The sequence below is a fragment of the Sphingobium sp. TomTYG74 genome (assembly GCF_055393875.1).
On record NZ_AP027341.1, the window covers coordinates 2,531,525 to 2,550,003 of the forward strand.

General features: G+C 61.7%; 20 protein-coding genes. 7 read left to right on the forward strand and 13 right to left on the reverse strand.

Annotation, left to right across the window (positions count from 1 at the left end; all coding sequences use genetic code 11):
- Positions 1 to 12 precede the first annotated feature (12 nt).
- Complete coding sequence (gene uvrB / locus ACZ5TB_RS12790; protein ID WP_464791491.1) at positions 13 to 2,196, reverse strand: excinuclease ABC subunit UvrB; 2,184 nt, start codon at positions 2,194 to 2,196, stop codon at positions 13 to 15.
- 76 nt (positions 2,197 to 2,272) lie between these two features.
- Here uvrB and ACZ5TB_RS12795 point away from each other — a divergent pair, with 76 nt between their 5' ends.
- The 5 genes from ACZ5TB_RS12795 to ACZ5TB_RS12815 all read left to right on the forward strand — a co-directional run bounded on the left by ACZ5TB_RS12795 (position 2,273) and on the right by ACZ5TB_RS12815 (position 5,184).
- A complete protein-coding gene (locus ACZ5TB_RS12795) occupies positions 2,273 to 3,094 on the forward strand; it encodes an acid phosphatase (RefSeq protein WP_464791492.1) in 822 nt (273 codons plus the stop codon).
- Positions 3,095 to 3,182: 88 nt separating this feature from the next.
- Positions 3,183 to 3,719, forward strand: coding sequence for a DUF3617 domain-containing protein (locus ACZ5TB_RS12800; protein WP_464791493.1), 537 nt, complete (start codon positions 3,183 to 3,185; stop codon positions 3,717 to 3,719).
- A 4-nt stretch (positions 3,720 to 3,723) separates the two neighbouring features.
- Complete coding sequence (locus ACZ5TB_RS12805; protein WP_464792562.1) at positions 3,724 to 4,002, forward strand: HNH endonuclease; 279 nt, start codon at positions 3,724 to 3,726, stop codon at positions 4,000 to 4,002.
- A gap of 77 nt (positions 4,003 to 4,079) precedes the next feature.
- Entirely contained in the window at positions 4,080 to 4,580 is a 501-nt protein-coding gene (locus ACZ5TB_RS12810; protein ID WP_464791494.1) for a DUF3617 domain-containing protein, read from the forward strand.
- A gap of 130 nt (positions 4,581 to 4,710) precedes the next feature.
- Positions 4,711 to 5,184, forward strand: coding sequence for a hypothetical protein (locus ACZ5TB_RS12815; RefSeq protein ID WP_464791495.1), 474 nt, complete (start codon positions 4,711 to 4,713; stop codon positions 5,182 to 5,184).
- Between the two features lies 1 nt (position 5,185).
- Here ACZ5TB_RS12815 and ACZ5TB_RS12820 read toward each other — a convergent pair whose 3' ends face one another.
- The 5 genes from ACZ5TB_RS12820 to ACZ5TB_RS12840 all read right to left on the reverse strand — a co-directional run bounded on the left by ACZ5TB_RS12820 (position 5,186) and on the right by ACZ5TB_RS12840 (position 8,995).
- Positions 5,186 to 6,406, reverse strand: a complete 1,221-nt coding sequence (locus ACZ5TB_RS12820) for an MBL fold metallo-hydrolase (protein WP_464792563.1) — start codon at positions 6,404 to 6,406, stop codon at positions 5,186 to 5,188.
- Positions 6,407 to 6,485: 79 nt separating this feature from the next.
- Complete coding sequence (locus tag ACZ5TB_RS12825; protein WP_464791496.1) at positions 6,486 to 6,797, reverse strand: response regulator; 312 nt, start codon at positions 6,795 to 6,797, stop codon at positions 6,486 to 6,488.
- Positions 6,797 to 7,693: an iron-containing redox enzyme family protein gene (locus ACZ5TB_RS12830; RefSeq protein WP_464791497.1), complete on the reverse strand. Its 897-nt coding sequence runs from the start codon at positions 7,691 to 7,693 to the stop codon at positions 6,797 to 6,799. Before ACZ5TB_RS12830 ends, ACZ5TB_RS12825 begins: the two co-directional genes overlap by 1 nt.
- Before the next feature lie 177 nt (positions 7,694 to 7,870).
- Entirely contained in the window at positions 7,871 to 8,176 is a 306-nt protein-coding gene (locus ACZ5TB_RS12835; protein ID WP_464791498.1) for a hypothetical protein, read from the reverse strand.
- Positions 8,177 to 8,995, reverse strand: a complete 819-nt coding sequence (locus tag ACZ5TB_RS12840; protein WP_464791499.1) for an alpha/beta fold hydrolase — start codon at positions 8,993 to 8,995, stop codon at positions 8,177 to 8,179.
- Between the two features lie 169 nt (positions 8,996 to 9,164).
- Here ACZ5TB_RS12840 and ACZ5TB_RS12845 point away from each other — a divergent pair, with 169 nt between their 5' ends.
- A complete protein-coding gene (locus tag ACZ5TB_RS12845; RefSeq protein ID WP_196225163.1) occupies positions 9,165 to 9,782 on the forward strand; it encodes a hypothetical protein in 618 nt (205 codons plus the stop codon).
- A gap of 57 nt (positions 9,783 to 9,839) precedes the next feature.
- Here ACZ5TB_RS12845 and katG read toward each other — a convergent pair whose 3' ends face one another.
- Positions 9,840 to 12,089, reverse strand: coding sequence for a catalase/peroxidase HPI (katG, locus tag ACZ5TB_RS12850; protein ID WP_464791500.1), 2,250 nt, complete (start codon positions 12,087 to 12,089; stop codon positions 9,840 to 9,842).
- 312 nt (positions 12,090 to 12,401) lie between these two features.
- Here katG and ACZ5TB_RS12855 point away from each other — a divergent pair, with 312 nt between their 5' ends.
- Positions 12,402 to 13,202, forward strand: coding sequence for a DUF2189 domain-containing protein (locus ACZ5TB_RS12855; RefSeq protein ID WP_464778786.1), 801 nt, complete (start codon positions 12,402 to 12,404; stop codon positions 13,200 to 13,202).
- A 53-nt stretch (positions 13,203 to 13,255) separates the two neighbouring features.
- Here ACZ5TB_RS12855 and ACZ5TB_RS12860 read toward each other — a convergent pair whose 3' ends face one another.
- The 6 genes from ACZ5TB_RS12860 to ACZ5TB_RS12885 are packed head-to-tail and all read right to left on the reverse strand — an operon-like array spanning position 13,256 to position 18,181.
- Positions 13,256 to 13,930 carry a c-type cytochrome gene (locus tag ACZ5TB_RS12860; RefSeq protein ID WP_464791501.1) on the reverse strand — a complete coding sequence of 225 codons (675 nt, stop codon included), beginning with the start codon at positions 13,928 to 13,930 and terminating at the stop codon, positions 13,256 to 13,258.
- A gap of 4 nt (positions 13,931 to 13,934) precedes the next feature.
- The gene (locus tag ACZ5TB_RS12865; RefSeq protein ID WP_464791502.1) at positions 13,935 to 14,288 is read right to left on the reverse strand and encodes a cytochrome C oxidase subunit IV family protein; all 354 of its coding nucleotides are present in this window, start codon (positions 14,286 to 14,288) and stop codon (positions 13,935 to 13,937) included.
- Positions 14,289 to 14,293: 5 nt separating this feature from the next.
- Positions 14,294 to 14,986, reverse strand: coding sequence for a heme-copper oxidase subunit III family protein (locus tag ACZ5TB_RS12870; RefSeq protein WP_464791503.1), 693 nt, complete (start codon positions 14,984 to 14,986; stop codon positions 14,294 to 14,296).
- Between the two features lie 11 nt (positions 14,987 to 14,997).
- The gene (locus ACZ5TB_RS12875) at positions 14,998 to 15,597 is read right to left on the reverse strand and encodes a cytochrome c oxidase subunit 3 (protein ID WP_464791504.1); all 600 of its coding nucleotides are present in this window, start codon (positions 15,595 to 15,597) and stop codon (positions 14,998 to 15,000) included.
- Positions 15,594 to 17,312 (reverse strand): cytochrome c oxidase subunit I, encoded by a 1,719-nt coding sequence (locus ACZ5TB_RS12880; RefSeq protein WP_464791505.1) that lies wholly within the window; start codon positions 17,310 to 17,312, stop codon positions 15,594 to 15,596. The genes ACZ5TB_RS12875 and ACZ5TB_RS12880 overlap by 4 nt, the downstream gene beginning before the upstream one ends.
- Positions 17,312 to 18,181: a cytochrome c oxidase subunit II gene (locus ACZ5TB_RS12885; RefSeq protein ID WP_464791506.1), complete on the reverse strand. Its 870-nt coding sequence runs from the start codon at positions 18,179 to 18,181 to the stop codon at positions 17,312 to 17,314. The genes ACZ5TB_RS12880 and ACZ5TB_RS12885 overlap by 1 nt, the downstream gene beginning before the upstream one ends.
- Positions 18,182 to 18,479: the final 298 nt, after the last annotated feature.

Below are 18,479 nucleotides of genomic sequence, written 5' to 3' on the forward strand. Positions count from 1 at the left end.
GCTGAACTTGCGTCAACGCCCGAACTTCCGCTGGGTCTTGCCGTAGCGCAGCTTGCGCGTGCCCGGCTTGCCTTCGGTCGCCCGCCCGCGCGGCGCGGCGACCTGCTCGTTGGCGGGCAGGCCCAGCTCCTCCGCCTCCAGCTTGCGGATTTCGTCGCGGATGCGGCCTGCTTCCTCGAATTCCAGGTCGGCGGCGGCGGCGCGCATCTTCTTTTCCAGATCCTCGATATAGGCGCGGAGGTTATGGCCGACGAGGTGCGGGCGGTCGTCCAGCCCGGTATCGACCGTGACCTGATCCTTGCTCGCGACATGGGCGATGATGTCGCCGATGTTACGCTTGATCGTGGTCGGCGTGATGCCATGCTCCAGATTATAGGCCTGCTGCTTCTCGCGGCGGCGGCTGGTTTCGTTAAGCGCCCGCTCCATGCTGCCGGTGATGCGATCGGCATAGAGGATGACCCGTCCTTCCACGTTGCGCGCGGCGCGGCCGATGGTCTGGATCAGCGATGTTTCCGATCGCAGGAAGCCTTCCTTGTCCGCGTCGAGGATCGCGACCAAGCCACATTCCGGAATGTCGAGACCCTCGCGCAGCAGGTTGATGCCGATCAGCACGTCATAGACACCCAGCCGCAGGTCGCGGATCAATTCGATACGTTCCAGCGTCTCGACGTCGCTGTGCATGTAGCGGACCTTGATCCCCGCTTCATGCATGAATTCGGTCAAATCCTCCGCCATGCGCTTGGTCAGCGTGGTGACGAGGGTGCGATAGCCCTGCGCCGCGACCTTGCGGCATTCGTTGATCAGGTCGTCCACCTGATCCTCCACCGGCTTGATCTCGACCGGCGGGTCGATGAGGCCGGTGGGGCGAATGACCTGTTCGGAGAAGGCGCCGCCGGTCTGCTCCATTTCCCACGGCCCCGGCGTGGCGGACACGCTGACCGTCTGCGGCCGCATCGCGTCCCACTCGTTGAAGCGCAGCGGCCGGTTGTCGATGCAGCTCGGCAGGCGGAAGCCATATTCGGCGAGCGTGATCTTGCGCCGATGGTCGCCCCGCGCCATCGCGCCGATTTGCGGCACGGTCTGGTGGCTTTCGTCCACGAACAGCAGGGCGTTTTCGGGGAGATATTCGAACAGGGTGGGCGGCGGCTCGCCGGGCAGGCGGCCGGTCAGGAAGCGGGAGTAATTCTCGATCCCCGCGCAGCTGCCGGTCGCCGCGATCATTTCGAGGTCGAAGTTCGTGCGCTGCTCCAGCCGCTGCGCCTCCAGCAGCTTGCCCTCGGCCTGCAACTCTTTCAGCCGTTCGGTCAGTTCAAAGCGGATCGCCTCCATCGCCTGCTTGAGCGTTGGTCCCGGCGTGACGTGGTGGCTGTTGGGAAAGACCTTCACATATTCGAGGGTCGCGATCTTCTTTCCCGTCAGCGGATCGAATTCGACAATCTCCTCGATCTCGTTGCCGAAGAAGGAAACGCGCCAGGCGGTGTCCTCATAGTGGGACGGGAAAATCTCCAGATTGTCCCCCTTCACCCGGAAATTGCCGCGCGCGAAGGCGGCATCGTTGCGCTTGTACTGTAGCGCCACCAGCTTGCGGATGATCTCCCGCTGATCCTCGATCCCGCCCTTCTTCATCGAAAAGGTCATGGCCGAATAGGTCTCGACCGAGCCGATGCCATAAAGACAGGACACCGACGCGACAATGATCACATCGTCCCGCTCCAGCAGCGCACGGGTGGCGGAGTGGCGCATCCGGTCGATCGCCTCGTTCACGCTCGACTCCTTCTCGATATAGGTGTCGGATCGCGCCACATAGGCTTCGGGCTGGTAATAGTCATAATAGCTGACGAAATATTCGACGGCGTTCTCCGGGAAGAAGCTCTTGAACTCTCCGTAAAGCTGCGCTGCGAGAATCTTGTTGGGAGCAAGGATCAGCGCGGGCCGTTGCATCGCCTCGATCACCTTCGCCATCGTGAAGGTCTTGCCGGAGCCGGTGACGCCTAGCAGCACCTGATCCTTCTCACCCGCCCTTGCCTGTTCCACCAGTTCGGCGATGGCGGTGGGCTGGTCGCCCGAGGGCTCATAGTCGGAAACCAGCTTGAACGGCCTGCCGCCCTCGCTCTTTTCCGGGCGCGCGGGACGGTGGGGGACGAAGCCTTCGCCGGTCTGGGGCTCGTCCAGCGTGGTGCGAATCTGAATGGACATGCGGGCCAATATGGGCATGGTCCCGCACCACAGCAATGTGGGAGCGAATATCCCACGAACGGGAGGAAGGGACTGTATGCGCAAAGCTATTTTTCTGCTCGCGTCCTTGGCCATGTTGCAGGCATGCGCCACGACGACGGCAGAAACCCGATCGGCGCAGATGCCGCCATCGGCCATGCAGGGAAAGAACCCGCTGGGCGGCGGTTATCTTGGCGGCGGTGCGCTTCCTGACAGCCTGTTGCTCTCTCCGCCGCCCCCGGCGGCAGGATCGGTGGCCGAGGCGCGCGACAGGGAAGGGGCGGTCGCCGCCGTCGCGATGCAGGGTAGCGCACGCTGGGATCTCGCCAAGGCCGATGCCGACCTACGCCCCGCCCAGGCTGCCGCCGCGTTCTCTTGCACGGCGGGCTTCCCGATCGATCAGGCCCATGCGCCCGCGCTGACCCGCCTTCTGACCCGCACGATGGGAGATCTCGGCCTATCAACGGCCGACGTAAAGAAACGCTATATGCGGCAGCGTCCGTTCATGGAAAATGGCAAGCCCAGCTGCACGCCGGATTGGGAGAAGTTCCTGCGCCGCGACGGCTCCTATCCCTCGGGCCACAGCGCCATCGGTTATGGCTATGGCCTCATCCTTGCGGAATTAATGCCTGACCGCGCGGCAAGGCTGGTGGCGCGCGGCCGTGCCTTCGGCGACAGCCGCCGCATCTGCAATGTGCACTGGCTGAGCGATATCGAGGAAGGACGGGTCATTGCCTCCGCCACCGTGATGCGCCTCAATGCCGATCCCGCCTTCGCTGCCGATCTTGCCGCTGCGCGCAAGGAAGTCGCTGCGTTGCGCAGCAAACCCGCCGAAACCGCACCTGATTGCGCGCAGGAAGCTGCGGCGCTGGCCCAATAGCGCGCAGGATCATTTTTCATTCTATGCCTGTCCTGATATGCTGATGGTTAGACAGGCCGGGTCATTCCGGCATCAACGGGGGAAGATCATGCTTAAAGCCTTGGCCGTCATTATTCCTGCCACGCTGTTGCTCGCCAGCTGCGGCGACAAGCCTTCCGGCGAACCGCAGACGCGCGAGGAAGTGAAAGCCCAAGTTCAGAAGGTGCAGCTGAAGCCCGGCCAGTGGGAAGGCGCCTATACGCTCGAGGATATCGACATGCCGAACATGCCCGGCGGTGGCGATCAGATGAAAGAGCAGATGAAGAAGATGATGAGCCGCACTTCGATCAAATATTGCGTCTCTCCCGAAGAAGCGGCGAACCCCAGCGGCAAGATGTTCTCGGGTCAGGAAAACAAGGATTGCATCTACAAGGGCTTCGACGTCAGCAGCGGATCGGTAAAGGGCGAGATCGCCTGCAAGTCGGAACAGGGAACGATGAATGCCGTCATGTCTGGCGACTACGGGCCGGAAAGCTATGAAATGCACATGGACATGAAGATGAGCGGCGCGCCCAATGGCATGAACATGAGCATGAAGGCGAAGACCACGGGCAAATGGGTCGGCGCGGAGTGCGTCGCATCCTGATATGATGGAGAGCGCGGGGGGCTTTTGCTGGCTCTGTGCGCGCGCCTTAGGCAAACGGGTCGAATGGCATCATCCGGTGCCGAAAAGCCGAGGCGGGTGCGGAACGGTGCCCGTCCATCCAATCTGTCATCGGGCCATCCATGCGCAGATGAGCAATGTCGAGCTTGCCCGCACGCAGGGTGATGCCGCTGCCCTCCGCACGCATCCCGGTATCGCCCGCTTTCTCGGCTGGGTCGCGGCCAAGCCGCCCGACTTTCACGCGCCCACCTACAGGAAACGCTAGCGTCACTTTTGCTCTTGCGCTTGGGCGCTTGGCAAGCGAGCCTCCGCCCGTTCCGTAAGAGAACAGGGGAAGAGGATATGCGAAAGACGATAATAGCGGCGTTGCCGCTTGCGATGACGCTTGGCTTGGCCGGATGCGGCAATGAGGCGCCTGCACCCGAAGCCGTTGAAGCGCCGATCGTGATGAAGGGGGGCGAATGGACGATCACCCGCAAGACTACCGGCTACAACACGCCGACTGTCACGCCCGAACAATATCAGGCCGCGCTGAAACAGGTTGACGAGGAAAAGCTGTGCGTTGCCGTCGATGCCAAGGGGACACCCGATGCCGATGCTCTGGCAGGGGATGAGGGCAAGGATTGCACCTATAAGGACAAGCTGCTGCGCAAGGGGCGGTTGATCGCGACCCTGTCCTGCAAGTCCGGTGGAGCGACATCGGAAATCGTGCTGGAGGGCAATTACACCGCCGATACGCTGACGCTGGGTAGCACCATGACGAAGACCGCCGCAGGTAGCCCCGTATTGCGCACCACCCATGACGTGACTGGTAGACGCACCGGAGAGTGCAGCAAGGCCTGAACGGCCTGTCTTAAGAAACCCTCCGCTGCCTGCCAGCGGAGGGCTTCCTGTCCGGAATCTCCAATGCTGGTGGCGGGATTCTGTGCCATTGTCGCGCTCGGCATCCATCAGAATGTCGGAGAGTCGAGACATGCTCTTTCATCTTTCGATTGCCGCGCATGATCCAAAGCATGTTGCGGAGGTTATCGCTGAAATGTGGCGCGGCGAGGCGCTCTATTTCCCGCCCGTGACGCCGGGCAGCTGGATCGCCCTGGCTGGCGATGACCGGGGCACCGCCGTAGAGGTCTATCCGATCGACACCGTCTTGCGCGAGGAGGAAGGCGACGCCGATAGCTTCGGGGAGCGGACTGGCGAAACCCGCTATACCGCGACACATGCCGCGCTGGCCACGCCCCTGTCCCGCGCAGAGATCATGGCAATCGCGCAGCGCGAAGGCTGGCCCGCCAAATATCGCAAGCGTGGCGGCGTGTTCGGCGTGATCGAATTGTGGATCGAAGGGCGGCAGATGGTGGAGATGCTGACCGCCGAGATGCAGGCAGAATATCTGACGGCGATGACGACAGACAATTGGCGCGCGATGCTGGAAGCAGGCCCTCCCGCCTGACCTATTGCAATGCCCGGATGGCGCGTTGGTCGCAGCGTCTTGGGCCACGCGGCACGGCGGAATAGGCGGGAACCTGAATGGACTGGCCGACGCGCAATGGCGCAAAGCGCTGCCGCTCTATGCCTTCGCATTTCAGGAAAAGCTCCAGCATGCGCGGCGGGGTGCTCCATTTTTCATAGGACAGCCGGAACGTGCCCCAATGGATCGGGATCGCGGTCGATGCCTTGAGCTTGTCGAACACCTCGACGGCGCGCTGCGGCCCGATGTGGGAGTCCGCCTCCATCTGCCCCGGCCAGAAGCGGAAGGCGCCAATCGGGATGATGGCGAGGCGGACCGGACCGAGCCGTGCGGCTTCCGTGGGCCATGCCATGTCGCCAGCCCCCGTGTCGCCCGCGAAGAAGATGTTGCCCGCGCGCGTTTCGATCAGGAAGCTCGACCATAATGCGCGGTTGCGGTCAGTGCCCCAACGGCTGCTCCAATGATGATTGCGCACCACATGGACGCGATAGTCGGGGCAATGTTCGTAATTTTCGCACTGGATGACCGTTTGAGTCCCCAGATTATTGAGGGCGGCGCCCGTCACCGACTGGCCCCAATCCAGCGCGATCGCCGGAATGCCCTTGTCCTTCAGGATGCGCTCATTGCCCAGGCTGACGATGATCTTGGGCCGATCCCGCTCCCACAGTTTCTTGAGCGTGGGGATATCCATATGGTCATAATGATTGTGGCTGACGATGATGAGGTCGATCTTCGGCAAGTCGTCGAACCGGATGCCAGGCTCGGCTACCCGTTTGGGACCCAGCGGTGGCAGGGGGCTCGCATAGTCGGACCAGATGGGGTCGGTCAGGATGTTGATCCCCGCGGCCTGCACCAGCACCGTGGCATGACCGACCCATGTCGCTACCATGCCTTTCGGCGCTGCGAAGGCTGGCGGGCGGGTGGGCTTCACTGCGACTGTTGTGGGCCATGCAGGGCGCTCATCCTGCCCCATCAGCCAGCGAAGGAGAAAGCCCCGGCGGCTTGTTCCTGGGGGACTTGAAAACTCGATTTCGCCATCGGGATTGAAAAAGTGCTCGCCGTCATAATGGCGGCTGACCGGCCCGTCATAATAGACGCGGTCGAGAAAGGGGGGGATGATCGTGATCGCAAGGCACAGCGCGATTATCAGGAACAGCAGCCCGATGCCCGCTCCGCGAAAGACTTTCCCGATGATGCGGCCCATGCCGTCTCCTGCTTCGATCACGATGCAGGGTCATAGCCGCGATATGGCGCGGGACAAGAGTTGCTTATCCCTCGCGTCCTCAATGCCGCATGTGTCGAAGCCAAGGTAGCAAGCGTCGCTGAAGGTCCCGCACGTCGCTATCCTCTCCTTCCAGCAAAGGGATGGCATAGGTCTCAAGATCGTCCTTCAAGAGGCTTACGCTCCGGCTGGGATGATGCAGATCAACCACCGCGCCATCGGGCATATGGATGGCTAGCGCGGCCATGCCGTCGCTGATGCTGGCGTGGGGGCCATCGACTTCATAATCCTCCGCCAGCAGCAGATTGACCATCATGCCTGCCAGCAGCGGGTCATCCTCGACAATCAGGATGCGGCCATTGGATCGCGCCATCACTCTTGCTCCAGCCCGAAATGGCTGCGGTAGCGATTGAAGCAGCGTTCGCCGCAACTGAGGCGGATCAACGCGCCTTCGGCGATCGCGGTGGCCCGGCGCGGGTCTTCGGCGACCAGCGGCTTGATCGCCAGCTCATTCCAGTCGCGACTATGCTTGACGTCGAGCACCGCATGCAGATCGAAATATCGTCGCTCCGACTGGCTGAGCCCGATGTGTCGCAAGGCTCGCGCGGTGTGCGCCGATCGGCCCGGCGCGGTCAGTTCGATCGCGCCCAACGCGCCGACGCTGTGCCAGGCATAGCAGCGCTGCGTCGCCATCGCAGTCATGGCGTTGGCGAGCGCCAGGCTTTCCCAGACTGTGGTCTCGATCGTCGGCTTCAGTTCCAGCGTTGTGACCAACTGCGCCAGCATGGGGCCATGCATGCCCTTTTCCTGGCCGCGCCCCATCTCGTCCCAATAGTTGCGGGCAAGTTCCAGCTTCGCAGAATCGGGCAGCTTGACCTGTGTCAGCGCGACGAGATCGTCAAAGCCAGCTTCGCCCGCCGCTTCCTGCGTCAGGAACCAGCGGATTTCGTCCCGCGACGCATGGTCGGCGAGCCAGGGAAACAGCGCGTCATGCTGGCCGGGGCCGGTCTGCTCCAGCGCTTCGAACCATTGGATGAAGCCTTCGGGATCGGTTGGCGCCTGCGCCGCGCGGTCGCGCACCATCGCGCGTAGTTCTTCCATGAAACCATGTTCCAGCCGCAGCATGGCTTCATCCTGGCGGAACCGGCTTTCCCAATCCTCGGGATAGGATGGGGCGAGACGTTGCCGGTTCCAATGACTGAGGCGTTCTTGAAAGCCTTGTTGAAGAAATTGCGATGCGCACGCGGGTGCGACGAAACGGGTAGCCACGGAAAATACTCTCCTGATTGTACCCCTGTTCAATTCGGGGGAGAGCGCCGCGTTCCCTCAAAAATGCCTAACAGGGATCAGTATTAGGGTGATTACTTGAACGAGAGCGGGCCGATATGGGGTCTTCCTGCACATCTCGCCGATAGGAAACGCTGCGAGCCGGTGTCGGGGGCTGCGTCATTTTCTCCGCCGGGCGAGACGTCGCCGATTGCGGCCAACGGCTTTACGATAATGGGCGATCGAACCGCGCATCGCGGCATCGGGGCTGGTGCCCAGATCGCCGGTCATCGCCCTCCATTGCAGCACGCCTATCGCTTCGATCTTTTCGGCGATCATGAGATGCGTTTCCCGCGCTGCGGCCGGGTTGCCTGCCAGCAGCCTGGGTATCCTGAGGCCGATCACCGTCCAGGCTTCCAGTCCCAGTTGCCAGCTGTCCATGAAAAGGCTGAACGGGTTCGTCTTCTGCATGACGGCGCGCTGCACTTATTGCGCGAGGAAGCTCAGCAGATCGGCGTTCAACCGATCCGGCGCGGTCGCGAACAGGCCATGCGGTTCGTCATCATATTCGATCAGCTGCGCCCCCGGTATCGCAGCGGCCGCCGCGCGCCCGGTCGAATCGATCGGCACTGTCTTATCGCTCGTCCCGTGGATGATGAGCGTGGGGATAGTGAAGGCGCCAAGGTCGGGCCGGAAGTCAGTTCGGCCAAAGGCGTGGATGCAATCGATCGTTGCCTTGGGGCTTGCCATGATCGCCAGCATGAACGTCCAGTCGAGCAGCGCGCTGCTGACGGGCTTGGAAACAAGGCCGATGCCGTAGAAGGTTTTGGCGAAGGTCTGGAGAAAAGCGAAACGGTCTTCGCGCACCTGCGCCTGCATCTGGTCCAGTGCCGATTCATCGACACCGTCGGGATTGCTGTCGTCCTTCAGAAGATACGGCACGACAGAGCTGATCAGCGCTACCCTGTCCACCTTCGCCGACCCATGGCGCGACAGGTATCGCGCGATTTCGCCGCCTCCCATGGAGAATCCGACGAGGGAGACTTTGGCCGCGCCCACCTTATCAATGACTGCGGCGAGATCGTCTGCGAACACGTCATAATTATAGCCATCGGCGGGATGACCCGATTGCCCGAAACCGCGACGATCATAGGTGATTACGCGATAGCCCGACTCCAGCAGCGCAAGCGTCTGATATTCCCACATGTCGCCGGTCAGGGGCCAGCCGTGGATCAGGATCACCGGATGGCCCGACCCCATGTCCTTCACATGGATGACATGACCTTCGGGGGTTTCGATATGCATGGGAGCCACTCCTGATAGGGGAGTGAGGGCAACCGGTGGAGCGGCGCATCGTTCCCTCCGCTTCCATTTCCTCGTCTTCGTCTTGCGGGAACAAAGCCCATTCACCCCGGTTAACAACATCTGGCGGCGGGCGTCATAAGCGGCCTTAAAAACGGGCCAAGGAGATGTCATGGTGACGCTCACTCCGCTGGAGATCGGCCTTGGGCTGGTCGTCCTTGTTCTGCTGGCCGGGTTAGCCGTGCTGATCATGCGCAACCGGCAGCATGCCAATCTGCGATCGAAATTCGGGTCTGAATATGACCGCACTGTCGAGGAGGCGGGCAGCTCCCGCAAGGCGGAAGCAGAATTGCAGGAACGGGAAAAGCGCGTGGCCAGCTTTTCGCTGCGCCGCCTTTCCCCGCAGCAGACCGACATGTTCACCGATGGCTGGATGAAGGTCCAGAACCAGTTCGTTGATGATCCTCAAGGTGCGGTGTCGCGCGCTGACGTGCTGCTGACCGAAGTAATGGAGGCGCGCGGCTATCCCATCGTCGATTTCGACAGGCGTTCAGCCGACTTGTCCGTTTATCACCCGGAAGTCGTGCAGAATTATCGCTCGGCCCATGACATCGCCATACGTCACGCACGCGGGGAGGCCGATACCGAGGATCTGCGTCAGGCGATGATCCATTATCGCGCGCTGTTTGAAGAACTGGTGCACGAGCCTGGCGAACCTGACGGAATGTCCCACATGACGAGGCCTAGTCGTTTCGGCGACACGGATTATGGCCGCCGGGATCTTCATTGAGGTTAGATTAAATTGGCCGCCGCAGCTTCCTCATGAAAGCTGCGGCGGCTTTTGTGTTCAGACGGTGGCAGTCACTGCTGATCTTTGAAGATCGAACCGGTCGGCGTCCATTACTTTGACCCACGCAGCGATGAAGTCATCGACGAACTTGCGCCCTGCATCGGCCGACGCATAGACTTCCGACAGCGCACGCAGTTGTGAGTTCGACCCAAAGACGAGATCGACGCGCGTGCCCGTCCACTTCTGCTCGCCGGAATCGCGGCAGCTGCCGACGAACACGTCGCCCTTATCGCTTTCCGCCTTCCACGCCGTACCCATGTCGAGCAGGTTGACGAAGAAGTCGTTGGTGAGCTGACCCGGTCGGTTGGTGAAGACGCCGTGCGTCGATCCGCCATGATTGACGCCCAGCACCCGCAATCCGCCCACCAGCACCGTCATCTGAGGCGCGCTGAGCCTCAGCAGGTTGGCGCGGTCGATCAGTAGTTCCTCCACCGGCACGCGATAGCTGACTGGCAGATAGTTGCGGAACCCGTCTACCTTCGGCTCCAGCACGGCAAAGCCATCGACATCGGTCTGCTCCTGCGACGCGTCGGTCCGGCCCGGCGTGAACGGCACGGTCACATCATGCCCGGCGTCCTTAGCCGCCTTTTCGATACCGACACAGCCGCCCAGCACGATGAGGTCGGCGATGCTGACCTTCTTGCCGCCGGAAGCTGCGCCGTCGAACTTGGCCTTGATGCCTTCCAGCACGCCAAGCACGCGGGCCAGCTGATCGGGTTGGTTCACCTCCCAATCCTTTTGCGGAGCAAGGCGGATGCGTCCGCCATTGGCGCCGCCACGCTTGTCCGATCCCCGGAAAGTGGATGCCGAAGCCCATGCCGTCTGCACCAGTTCCGATACGGTCAGTCCGGACGACGCGATCTCCTGCTTCAACGCGGCGATGTCTGCCTGCTCGATCGGGGCATAGTCCGCCGCTGGGATCGGGTCCTGCCAGATCAGATCCTCCGCAGGAACATCGCTCCCGAGGTAGCGGCTCTTGGGTCCCATATCGCGATGACACAGCTTGAACCATGCGCGCGCGAAGGCATCGGCGAAAGCGGCCGGGTCATTGTGGAAGCGTTCGGCGATCTTGCGATATTCAGGGTCCATCTTGAACGCCATGTCCGCCGTGGTCATCATCGTCGGCAGCCGCCTGTCGGGGCTGTGCGCGCCCGGTGCCATATCCTCCGGCTTCTGGTTGATGGGCTGCCACTGATGCGCGCCCGCCGGGCTCTTCACCAGCTCATAGTCATAGTCGAGCAGCATGTGGAAGAAGCTCATGTCCCACTGGATCGGCGTGGGGGTCCATGCGCCCTCGATGCCGCTCGTGATCGTGTGATCGCCCATGCCGCTTTCATGCCCGCTCTGCCAGCCGAGCCCCTGCTGCGCGATGTCCGCGCCTTCCGGTTCGGCACCGATCTTTGAAGCGTCGCCTGCGCCATGCGCCTTGCCGAAGGTGTGGCCGCCAGCGGTCAATGCCAGCGTCTCTTCGTCATTCATGCCCATGCGCGCGAAGGTTTCGCGAATGTCGCGGGCCGACTGCAAGGGATCGGGGTTGCCGCCCGGACCTTCCGGATTGACGTAGATAAGCCCCATCTGGATCGCCGCGAGCGGATCTTCCAGCGCCATTTCCTTCTCGGGCTGGATGCGGGTCTGGTTTTCGGGGCTGCCGACCCATTGTTCTTCCGTGCCCCAATAAATGTCCTTTTCGGGTTCCCACACATCCTCGCGCCCGCCGCCGAAGCCGAAGACGGGCCCGCCCATGGACTCGATGGCGACGTTGCCGGTCAGGATCATCAGGTCGGCCCAGGACAGCTTGCGGCCATATTTCTGCTTGATTGGCCAAAGCAGGCGACGCGCCTTGTCGAGATTGGCATTGTCCGGCCAGCTGTTGAGCGGCGCGAAACGCTGCCCGCCTGAAGACGCGCCACCGCGGCCGTCGCCCGTGCGGTATGTACCCGCGCTGTGCCACGCCATGCGGATGAAGAAGGGGCCGTAATGGCCATAGTCTGCCGGCCACCATGGCTGGCTGTCCGTCATCAGCGCGTGCAGGTCTTTCTTGACCGCTTCCAGATCGAGCGACGCGAATTCGCTGGCATAGTCGAAGGACTCGCCCATCGGGTTCGCGTGTGCGCCATTTTGATGAAGGATTTCGAGCGACAATTGATTGGGCCACCAGTCACGGTTGGTGCGCCCCAGCAATGACCGCAGCGCGGCTGGCTCCTTCGCAGGGCAGCTCAGCGGGCTTTCACCAGTTTTCGCGTCCATGATTTGGCTCTCCTATTGAATGCAGATCAGCAGGCTAGTCCCGATGGGCGCGCCAGGTAAGCGATTAAGATCGGTCATGATGATCGATAAAAGCGATCACCGACGGCTTGTCTGCACGGCCTTGGCGCAGGACAAGCTGCTTTTTGGTTCCGCTCCATTACGCTTTGGTGTAATCTGCCGCTGTTGGCCATGGGGCGTTCCTCATGCCGAGACGATGCGCTGCGCGGGCTAAAAGGCCGCCCCCGTCACCTGTCCCGACTGAGGATTGAAACTTAGCGTCCGTCATGGTGACTTCGCGAAGGGAGAGCGACCATGGCGATTACGCATCCAGCTGATCTGGATTCCAGTCGGGACGATTATGAAATCCGCAAGATCGGCTTCGATGATCTGCGTATCTCGCTGCGGCAGGGCTGGGAAGATTTCCAGGCCAAGCGTGGCGATCTGGTCTTCATTGGGCTGATTTATCCCGTGGTCGTGCTGTTCGCTATTCTGATAGCCAGCCGCGTGTCGATCCTGCCACTGCTATTTCCTTTGCTGGCGGGCTCTGTCCTGTTCAGCCCTGCCTTGGCCAGCGGCTTTTATGAACTCGCCCGGCGCCGGGAACATGGACTGGATTCCCGCTGGCGTCATTTCCTCGACGTGGTTCGGGGGCCGTCGGCGCCGTCGCTATTCGACCTGACCAGCATCACGGCCCTGCTGTTCCTGGCATGGCTGGCAGCGGCCTGGTTCATCTTTAATTCGACCGTCGGCAGGTTCGGGCCGGAAGTCGTCTCATCCTTCGGGGCCTTTGTGAACGCGGTGTTCGGAACCGCCGAAGGTTGGCAGATGATCATCGTCGGCAATCTTGTCGGCCTGTGTTTCGCCATCATCACGCTGGCGGTCAGCGTGGTGTCCTTCCCGATGATCGTCGACAAGAAGGTCAGTTGGGGCAATGCGCTGCGGACGTCGGTTCGGGTTACCCGGACCAGTCCCGTAACTGTAGCGACCTGGGGACTGATCGTGGTGGTCCTGCTGATCCTGGGCGCATTGCCGGGGCTCGTGGGGCTTGCCGTCGTGCTACCGGTGCTGGGATATTCGACCTGGCATCTCTATACGCGCGCGGTGGTGCGCTGAGGGCTGCTCGGGCTACGCCTGTTCCCGCTCATCGGGAGCAGGTTTGGGCCGGGTCATTGACCGGCTTGCGCGCCCGGCTTCGGCAACGGTGGCGCTCCGCCTCCCAACGTCGCCAGATATTTGATGACAGCCGCCCGATCTTCGGGACGGCGGAGCCCTGCAAAGCTCATTTTCGTTCCCGGCACATCCCGCATTGGCGAGGCGAGGAACGCAAACAGCTGGTCGTAGGTCCAACTGCCCCCATGCGCTTTCATCGCAGGCGAATAGGCAAAGCCTGCATGGCTACCGACCGGCCGCCCTACCACACCCCACAGATTAGGCCCGATTCGGTTCGGCCCGCCCTGGCCAAAGTCGTGGCAACTCGCGCAAAGCTGCATCTTCGCCTTGCCAGCATTCGCGTCCGCGCTGGCGAGCAATGTGCCAAGATCGACGGCCGCCGCCGCCGGAGCAGCACCGCCGCCGGAGGATGGAACAGGCGCCTTGCCCCGCATGTCCCGATGATAGGCGATCAGCCGTCTGCCCTCGCCCGGGTCGCCCAGGCTGGATGGCCAGTCCCGCTGCACCGACGCCATGTCCACGCGCGGCGGCATGTCGTCGGCGGGCCTGTAGGCGAGGGAGCCTGCATCGGCATTGGGATACAGCTGTCCCGCGAACCAGTTGAAGCTCCAGAGCGCGCCTGCCGCCCCCGCGACGCACAGCCCCGTCACCAGCCAGCGCATCCGGTCCATGGCTTCACCCTCCCCCACCCATGAAGATCGCCCGCGTCCAATAGGCATAGTCCGCCTCGATCGTCATGATCCGCACCAGCACCAGCAGGACCAGCGGCGGCACCAGAATCGCATAGATCAGCGACAGCCTTTCCCAGGCGAGATGCATGAAGATCGACAGGATCAGTCCCGCCTTGAGCAGCATGAAGAGGATGATCAGCGTCCAGCGCACGATCCCCTGCACATGCATATAATCGACCATGTAGGACATGGCGCTCAGCACGAACAGATAGCCCCAGACCTTCAGGTACAGGCTGATCGGATGATGCTGCCCCTCATGGACTATGGAGCTATCGCTGCTGGCTATCTCATGCTTCATGGACATCACCACAGGTAGAAGAAGGCGAAGATGAAGACCCAGACGAGGTCGACGAAATGCCAGTACAGTCCGGCGATCTCCACGGCGCTATAGTCGCCCGAACGATCATAATGCCCGCGCGCGACTTTTGATGCGATGATCAGCAGCAGGATGACGCCGCAACTGACATGCAGGCCGTGGAAGCCTGTAATCATGAAAAAGCTGGCACCGAACTGCGGCGCGCCCATGGGATTGCTCCAGGGGCGCACGCCTTCATGGATCAGCTTGGTCCATTCAAACGCCTGCATGCCGACAAAGGTCGCGCCGAACAGGGCGGTGAGCAGCATCAGCATGGCGGTCTTGCGTTTGTCGCGGCGATAGCCAAAGTTGACCGCCATCGCCATCGTCCCGCTGGAACTGATGAGGACGAACGTCATGATCGCAATCAGTATCAGCGGAATATTCTGCCCTGCGATGGTGAGGGCAAATACTTCCGCTGTATTAGGCCAGGGCTCCACGGCCGATGCCCGCATCGTCATGTAACCTGTCAGGAAACAGGAAAAGATGAAGGTATCCGACAGCAGGAAAATCCACATCATCGCCTTGCCCCAATGGGTATGGCGGAAGACTTCCTGATCGGCCGACCAGTCAGCGACGATCTCCCGCAGGGCGGGAGTGATGATCTCCTTGTCTCTACCGTCGGACACCGTGTGAGCCATGGCGATTGACCTCATGTCGATACGAGCAGGGCGGCGATCAAAATCCAGATGAAGAGCAGGAAATGCCAATAAACGGCGCACAGGCGGACATGGCCGGGGTTTCGCTCCGCCAGCACCCAGGCTGCGGCTGCCAGGCCTCCGACGATGTGAAGACCGTGAAGCGCCGTCAGCAGATAGAAGAAGGCGTTGGCCGGGTTGGACGACAGATAATAGCCCTGGCCAAGATAGTGACGCCACAGCATCCATTGGCCGATCAGAAAGGCCAGGCCAAGCACCGCGCCCGCGAGGGAAGCGCCCGCCGCCCGGCCCGCCGCCTCAGATCGGCGCGCTGTTTCCCATGCGATGCTGCTTGCCCCCAACAAGGCGCTGTTGATCCAGAGCAGCGGCGGATCGGGCATGGCGACCCAATCGTCGCCATGACCCATGGACGCGTGCAGACCCATGCGCATGAAATAGGCCGCGCCCAATAGCGAAAACATGACCATCGCAACGGCGAAATAGACGCTGAGGCCGATACCGCCAGCAGACGGGCGGGGGCCGGTCCGTGCGGCGGGGTCCCGGTCGCTTGCCGGTTCCCAGCTTTTCTCCGCAAGGCGCGCCAGGATCGTCATGTGCGCGGCTCCGTCTGGGGGATGAAGTCGCGAGGTGCACCTGGCACGCTATAGTCATAGGCCCAGCGATAGACGATTGGCAGCTTTGGCCCCCAATTGCCGTGCGCAGGCGGGGTTTGCGGCGTCAGCCATTCCAGACTGGCCGCGCCCCAGGGATTGGGATCGGCGCGCGGCCCCCTGAACAGGCTCCAGATCATGTTGAAGAAGAACAGTCCTTGCGCCGCGAAGACGATCAGTGCCGCAATGCTGATCCATTCATTGGCCAGATGCACCGAATCCGGAATGAAGCCCGTTTCGCCCAGGGCATAATAACGGCGCGGCACGCCCAAAATGCCCAGATAGTGCATGGGCAGGAAGATCGCATAAACGCCGAGGAACGTGATCCAGAAGTGGAGCTGGCCCAAAGTCTGGTTCCACATCCGCCCGGTGATCTTGGGATACCAGTGATAGATCGCGCCAAAAATCACCAGCACCGGCGACACGCCCATGACCATGTGAAAATGAGCGACGACGAAGAAGGTGTCGGACAAGGGCACGTCCACGCTGACATTGCCCAGGAACAATCCTGAAAGTCCGCCGTGGATGAAGGTGAAGATGAACGCGATCGCGAACAGCATCGGCACGCGCAGATGAATGTCGCCGCGCCAGAGCGTCAGCAGCCAGTTATAGACCTTGATCGCGGTCGGGATCGCGATGATCAGGGTCGATGTCGCGAAGAAGAACCCGAAATAGGGGTTCATCCCGCTCACATACATATGGTGCGCCCAAACAAGAAAGCTCAAGGCACCGATGATGACGATGGCCCACACCATCATGCGATATCCGAAGATGTTGCGCCGGGCATGGACGCTGATCAGGTCCGACACGATGCCAAAGGCTGGCAGGGCAACGATATAGACTTCGGGATGGCCGAAGAACCAGAAGAGATGCTGGAAGAGGAGGGGGCTTCCTCCCTCCGTGGGGGTGACTGCCCCCATCGACTGCATCGTCGGCATGAAGAAGCTGGTGCCCGCGAAATGATCGAACAGCATCATGATCGCCGCGACGAACAGCGCCGGGAAGGCGAGCAGGCCCATGATCGACGCGGTGAAGATGCCCCATACCGACAGCGGCATCCGCATCAGCGTCATGCCCTTGGTCCGCGCCTGCAGCACTGTCGTCACATAGTTGAGCCCGCCCATGGTGAACGCGGCGACGAATATCGCAAGGCTCACCAGCATCGTCGCGATGCCCCATTGGTGGCCGGGCGTCCCTTCGCTGATTGCCTGCGGGGGATAGAGCGTCCAGCCCGCGCCCGTCGGGCCGCCTGGAACGAAAAACCCTGCTACCAGCACAATGACCGACAACAGGTAGAGCCAGTAGCTCAGCATATTGACGAAGGGAAAGACCATGTCCCGCGCGCCGATCATCAGCGGGATGAGATAATTGCCAAATCCCCCCAGCAGCAACGCCGTCAGCAGATACACGACCATGATCATGCCGTGCATCGACACGAATTGCAGGTAATTGTCCGGCTGGATCGCGGGGAACACGCCCGGAAAGCCAAGCTGCAACCGCATCAGCGCGGACAGAAACAGCGCCACGAGGCCGATCGCGATAGCTGTCACGCTATATTGGATGGCGATGACCTTGTGATCCTGGCTCCAGACATATCTGGTGACCCAGCTGTGGGGATGATGCAGCGGCCGCAGATCGTCAGCCAGGGTAGTAGCCATCAACTCTTGCTCCAGGACGCAGGGACGGTGCAGGCATTGGCCTTGATCAGCAGGATGGACATGGCGGCAGGCGGCGTTTCGGCCAGGATCTGTCCAAAGCTTGTTTGTTGGGCCTGCCACGCCGCGAAGGCCTTTGGAGATTCCACGATCACCTTGCCACGCATCTCATGGTGGCCCGTGCCGCACAGTTCGGCGCATAATATGTCGAACGTGCCAGCCTTGGTCGGGGTCATCCAGAAATAGGTGACGATGCCGGGCACCAGATCCATCTTCGCCCGGAATTCGGGCACGTAGAAATCGTGCAGCACGTCCTTGGAACGCAGCACGATCTTGACCGGCTTGCCCAGCGGCAGATGCAGATCGCCTGCCTCGATCAGCACATCATCGCGCCCGAACGGGTCCAGGGGGTCGAGGCCGAGGGCGTTGTCAGGCGTCACATATTTGACCGCAGCCGCGCCCAGCACCCCATCGGGTCCGGGATAGCGGAAGGACCACTGCCATTGCTGACCGACCGCCTCGATGACCGTCGCGTCCTGCGGCACGGAAACATAGCGGCCCCATGCGGCCAGACCCGGAGCCAGCATCCCGGCGATGCCGATCGCCGTCCAGAGCGTCAGCCTTTTCTCCAATGAGGCGTTTTCCGGCTCATAATGCGCCTTGTGCCCGGTGCGGTGCCGGTAGCGGACCAGCACCCAGGCCATGAACAGGTTGAGGAGGATGAAGGCGGCCGCGCAAATCCAGAGCGTTACGTCCAGCGCGGAATCGATGGAGCCCCAATTTGAGGCGATGGGCGTTCGCCACCATGGGCTGAACAAATGAAATGCGACCGAACCAAACACCAGCAAGGCGATGGCGATCGCAATCGGCACAGGCTCTCTCCCATCAATGCAGGCGCGCCTCACAGCCATTGACCCGGCTTTTGTTGAGTCGCCCCGGAAATAACCGCATTGGTAACGTATAGAAAAATCGCCCCGGGTGGAAGTGGTTAGCCGAGATGCCGCTTTTGGACTCAAGACACGGCCCGCAGGCGTGCGCGGAAGGGGGCAGGGCCTGCGCCTCTTGCGTCACGCGATGCCCGAAGGGGTTAATCATTATTCCTGCGCTCTGCGACCGAAGATTGTTTGATCGGACCTGGCAAAAGCGGGAGGGTCGGCGGCCAATGAGGTC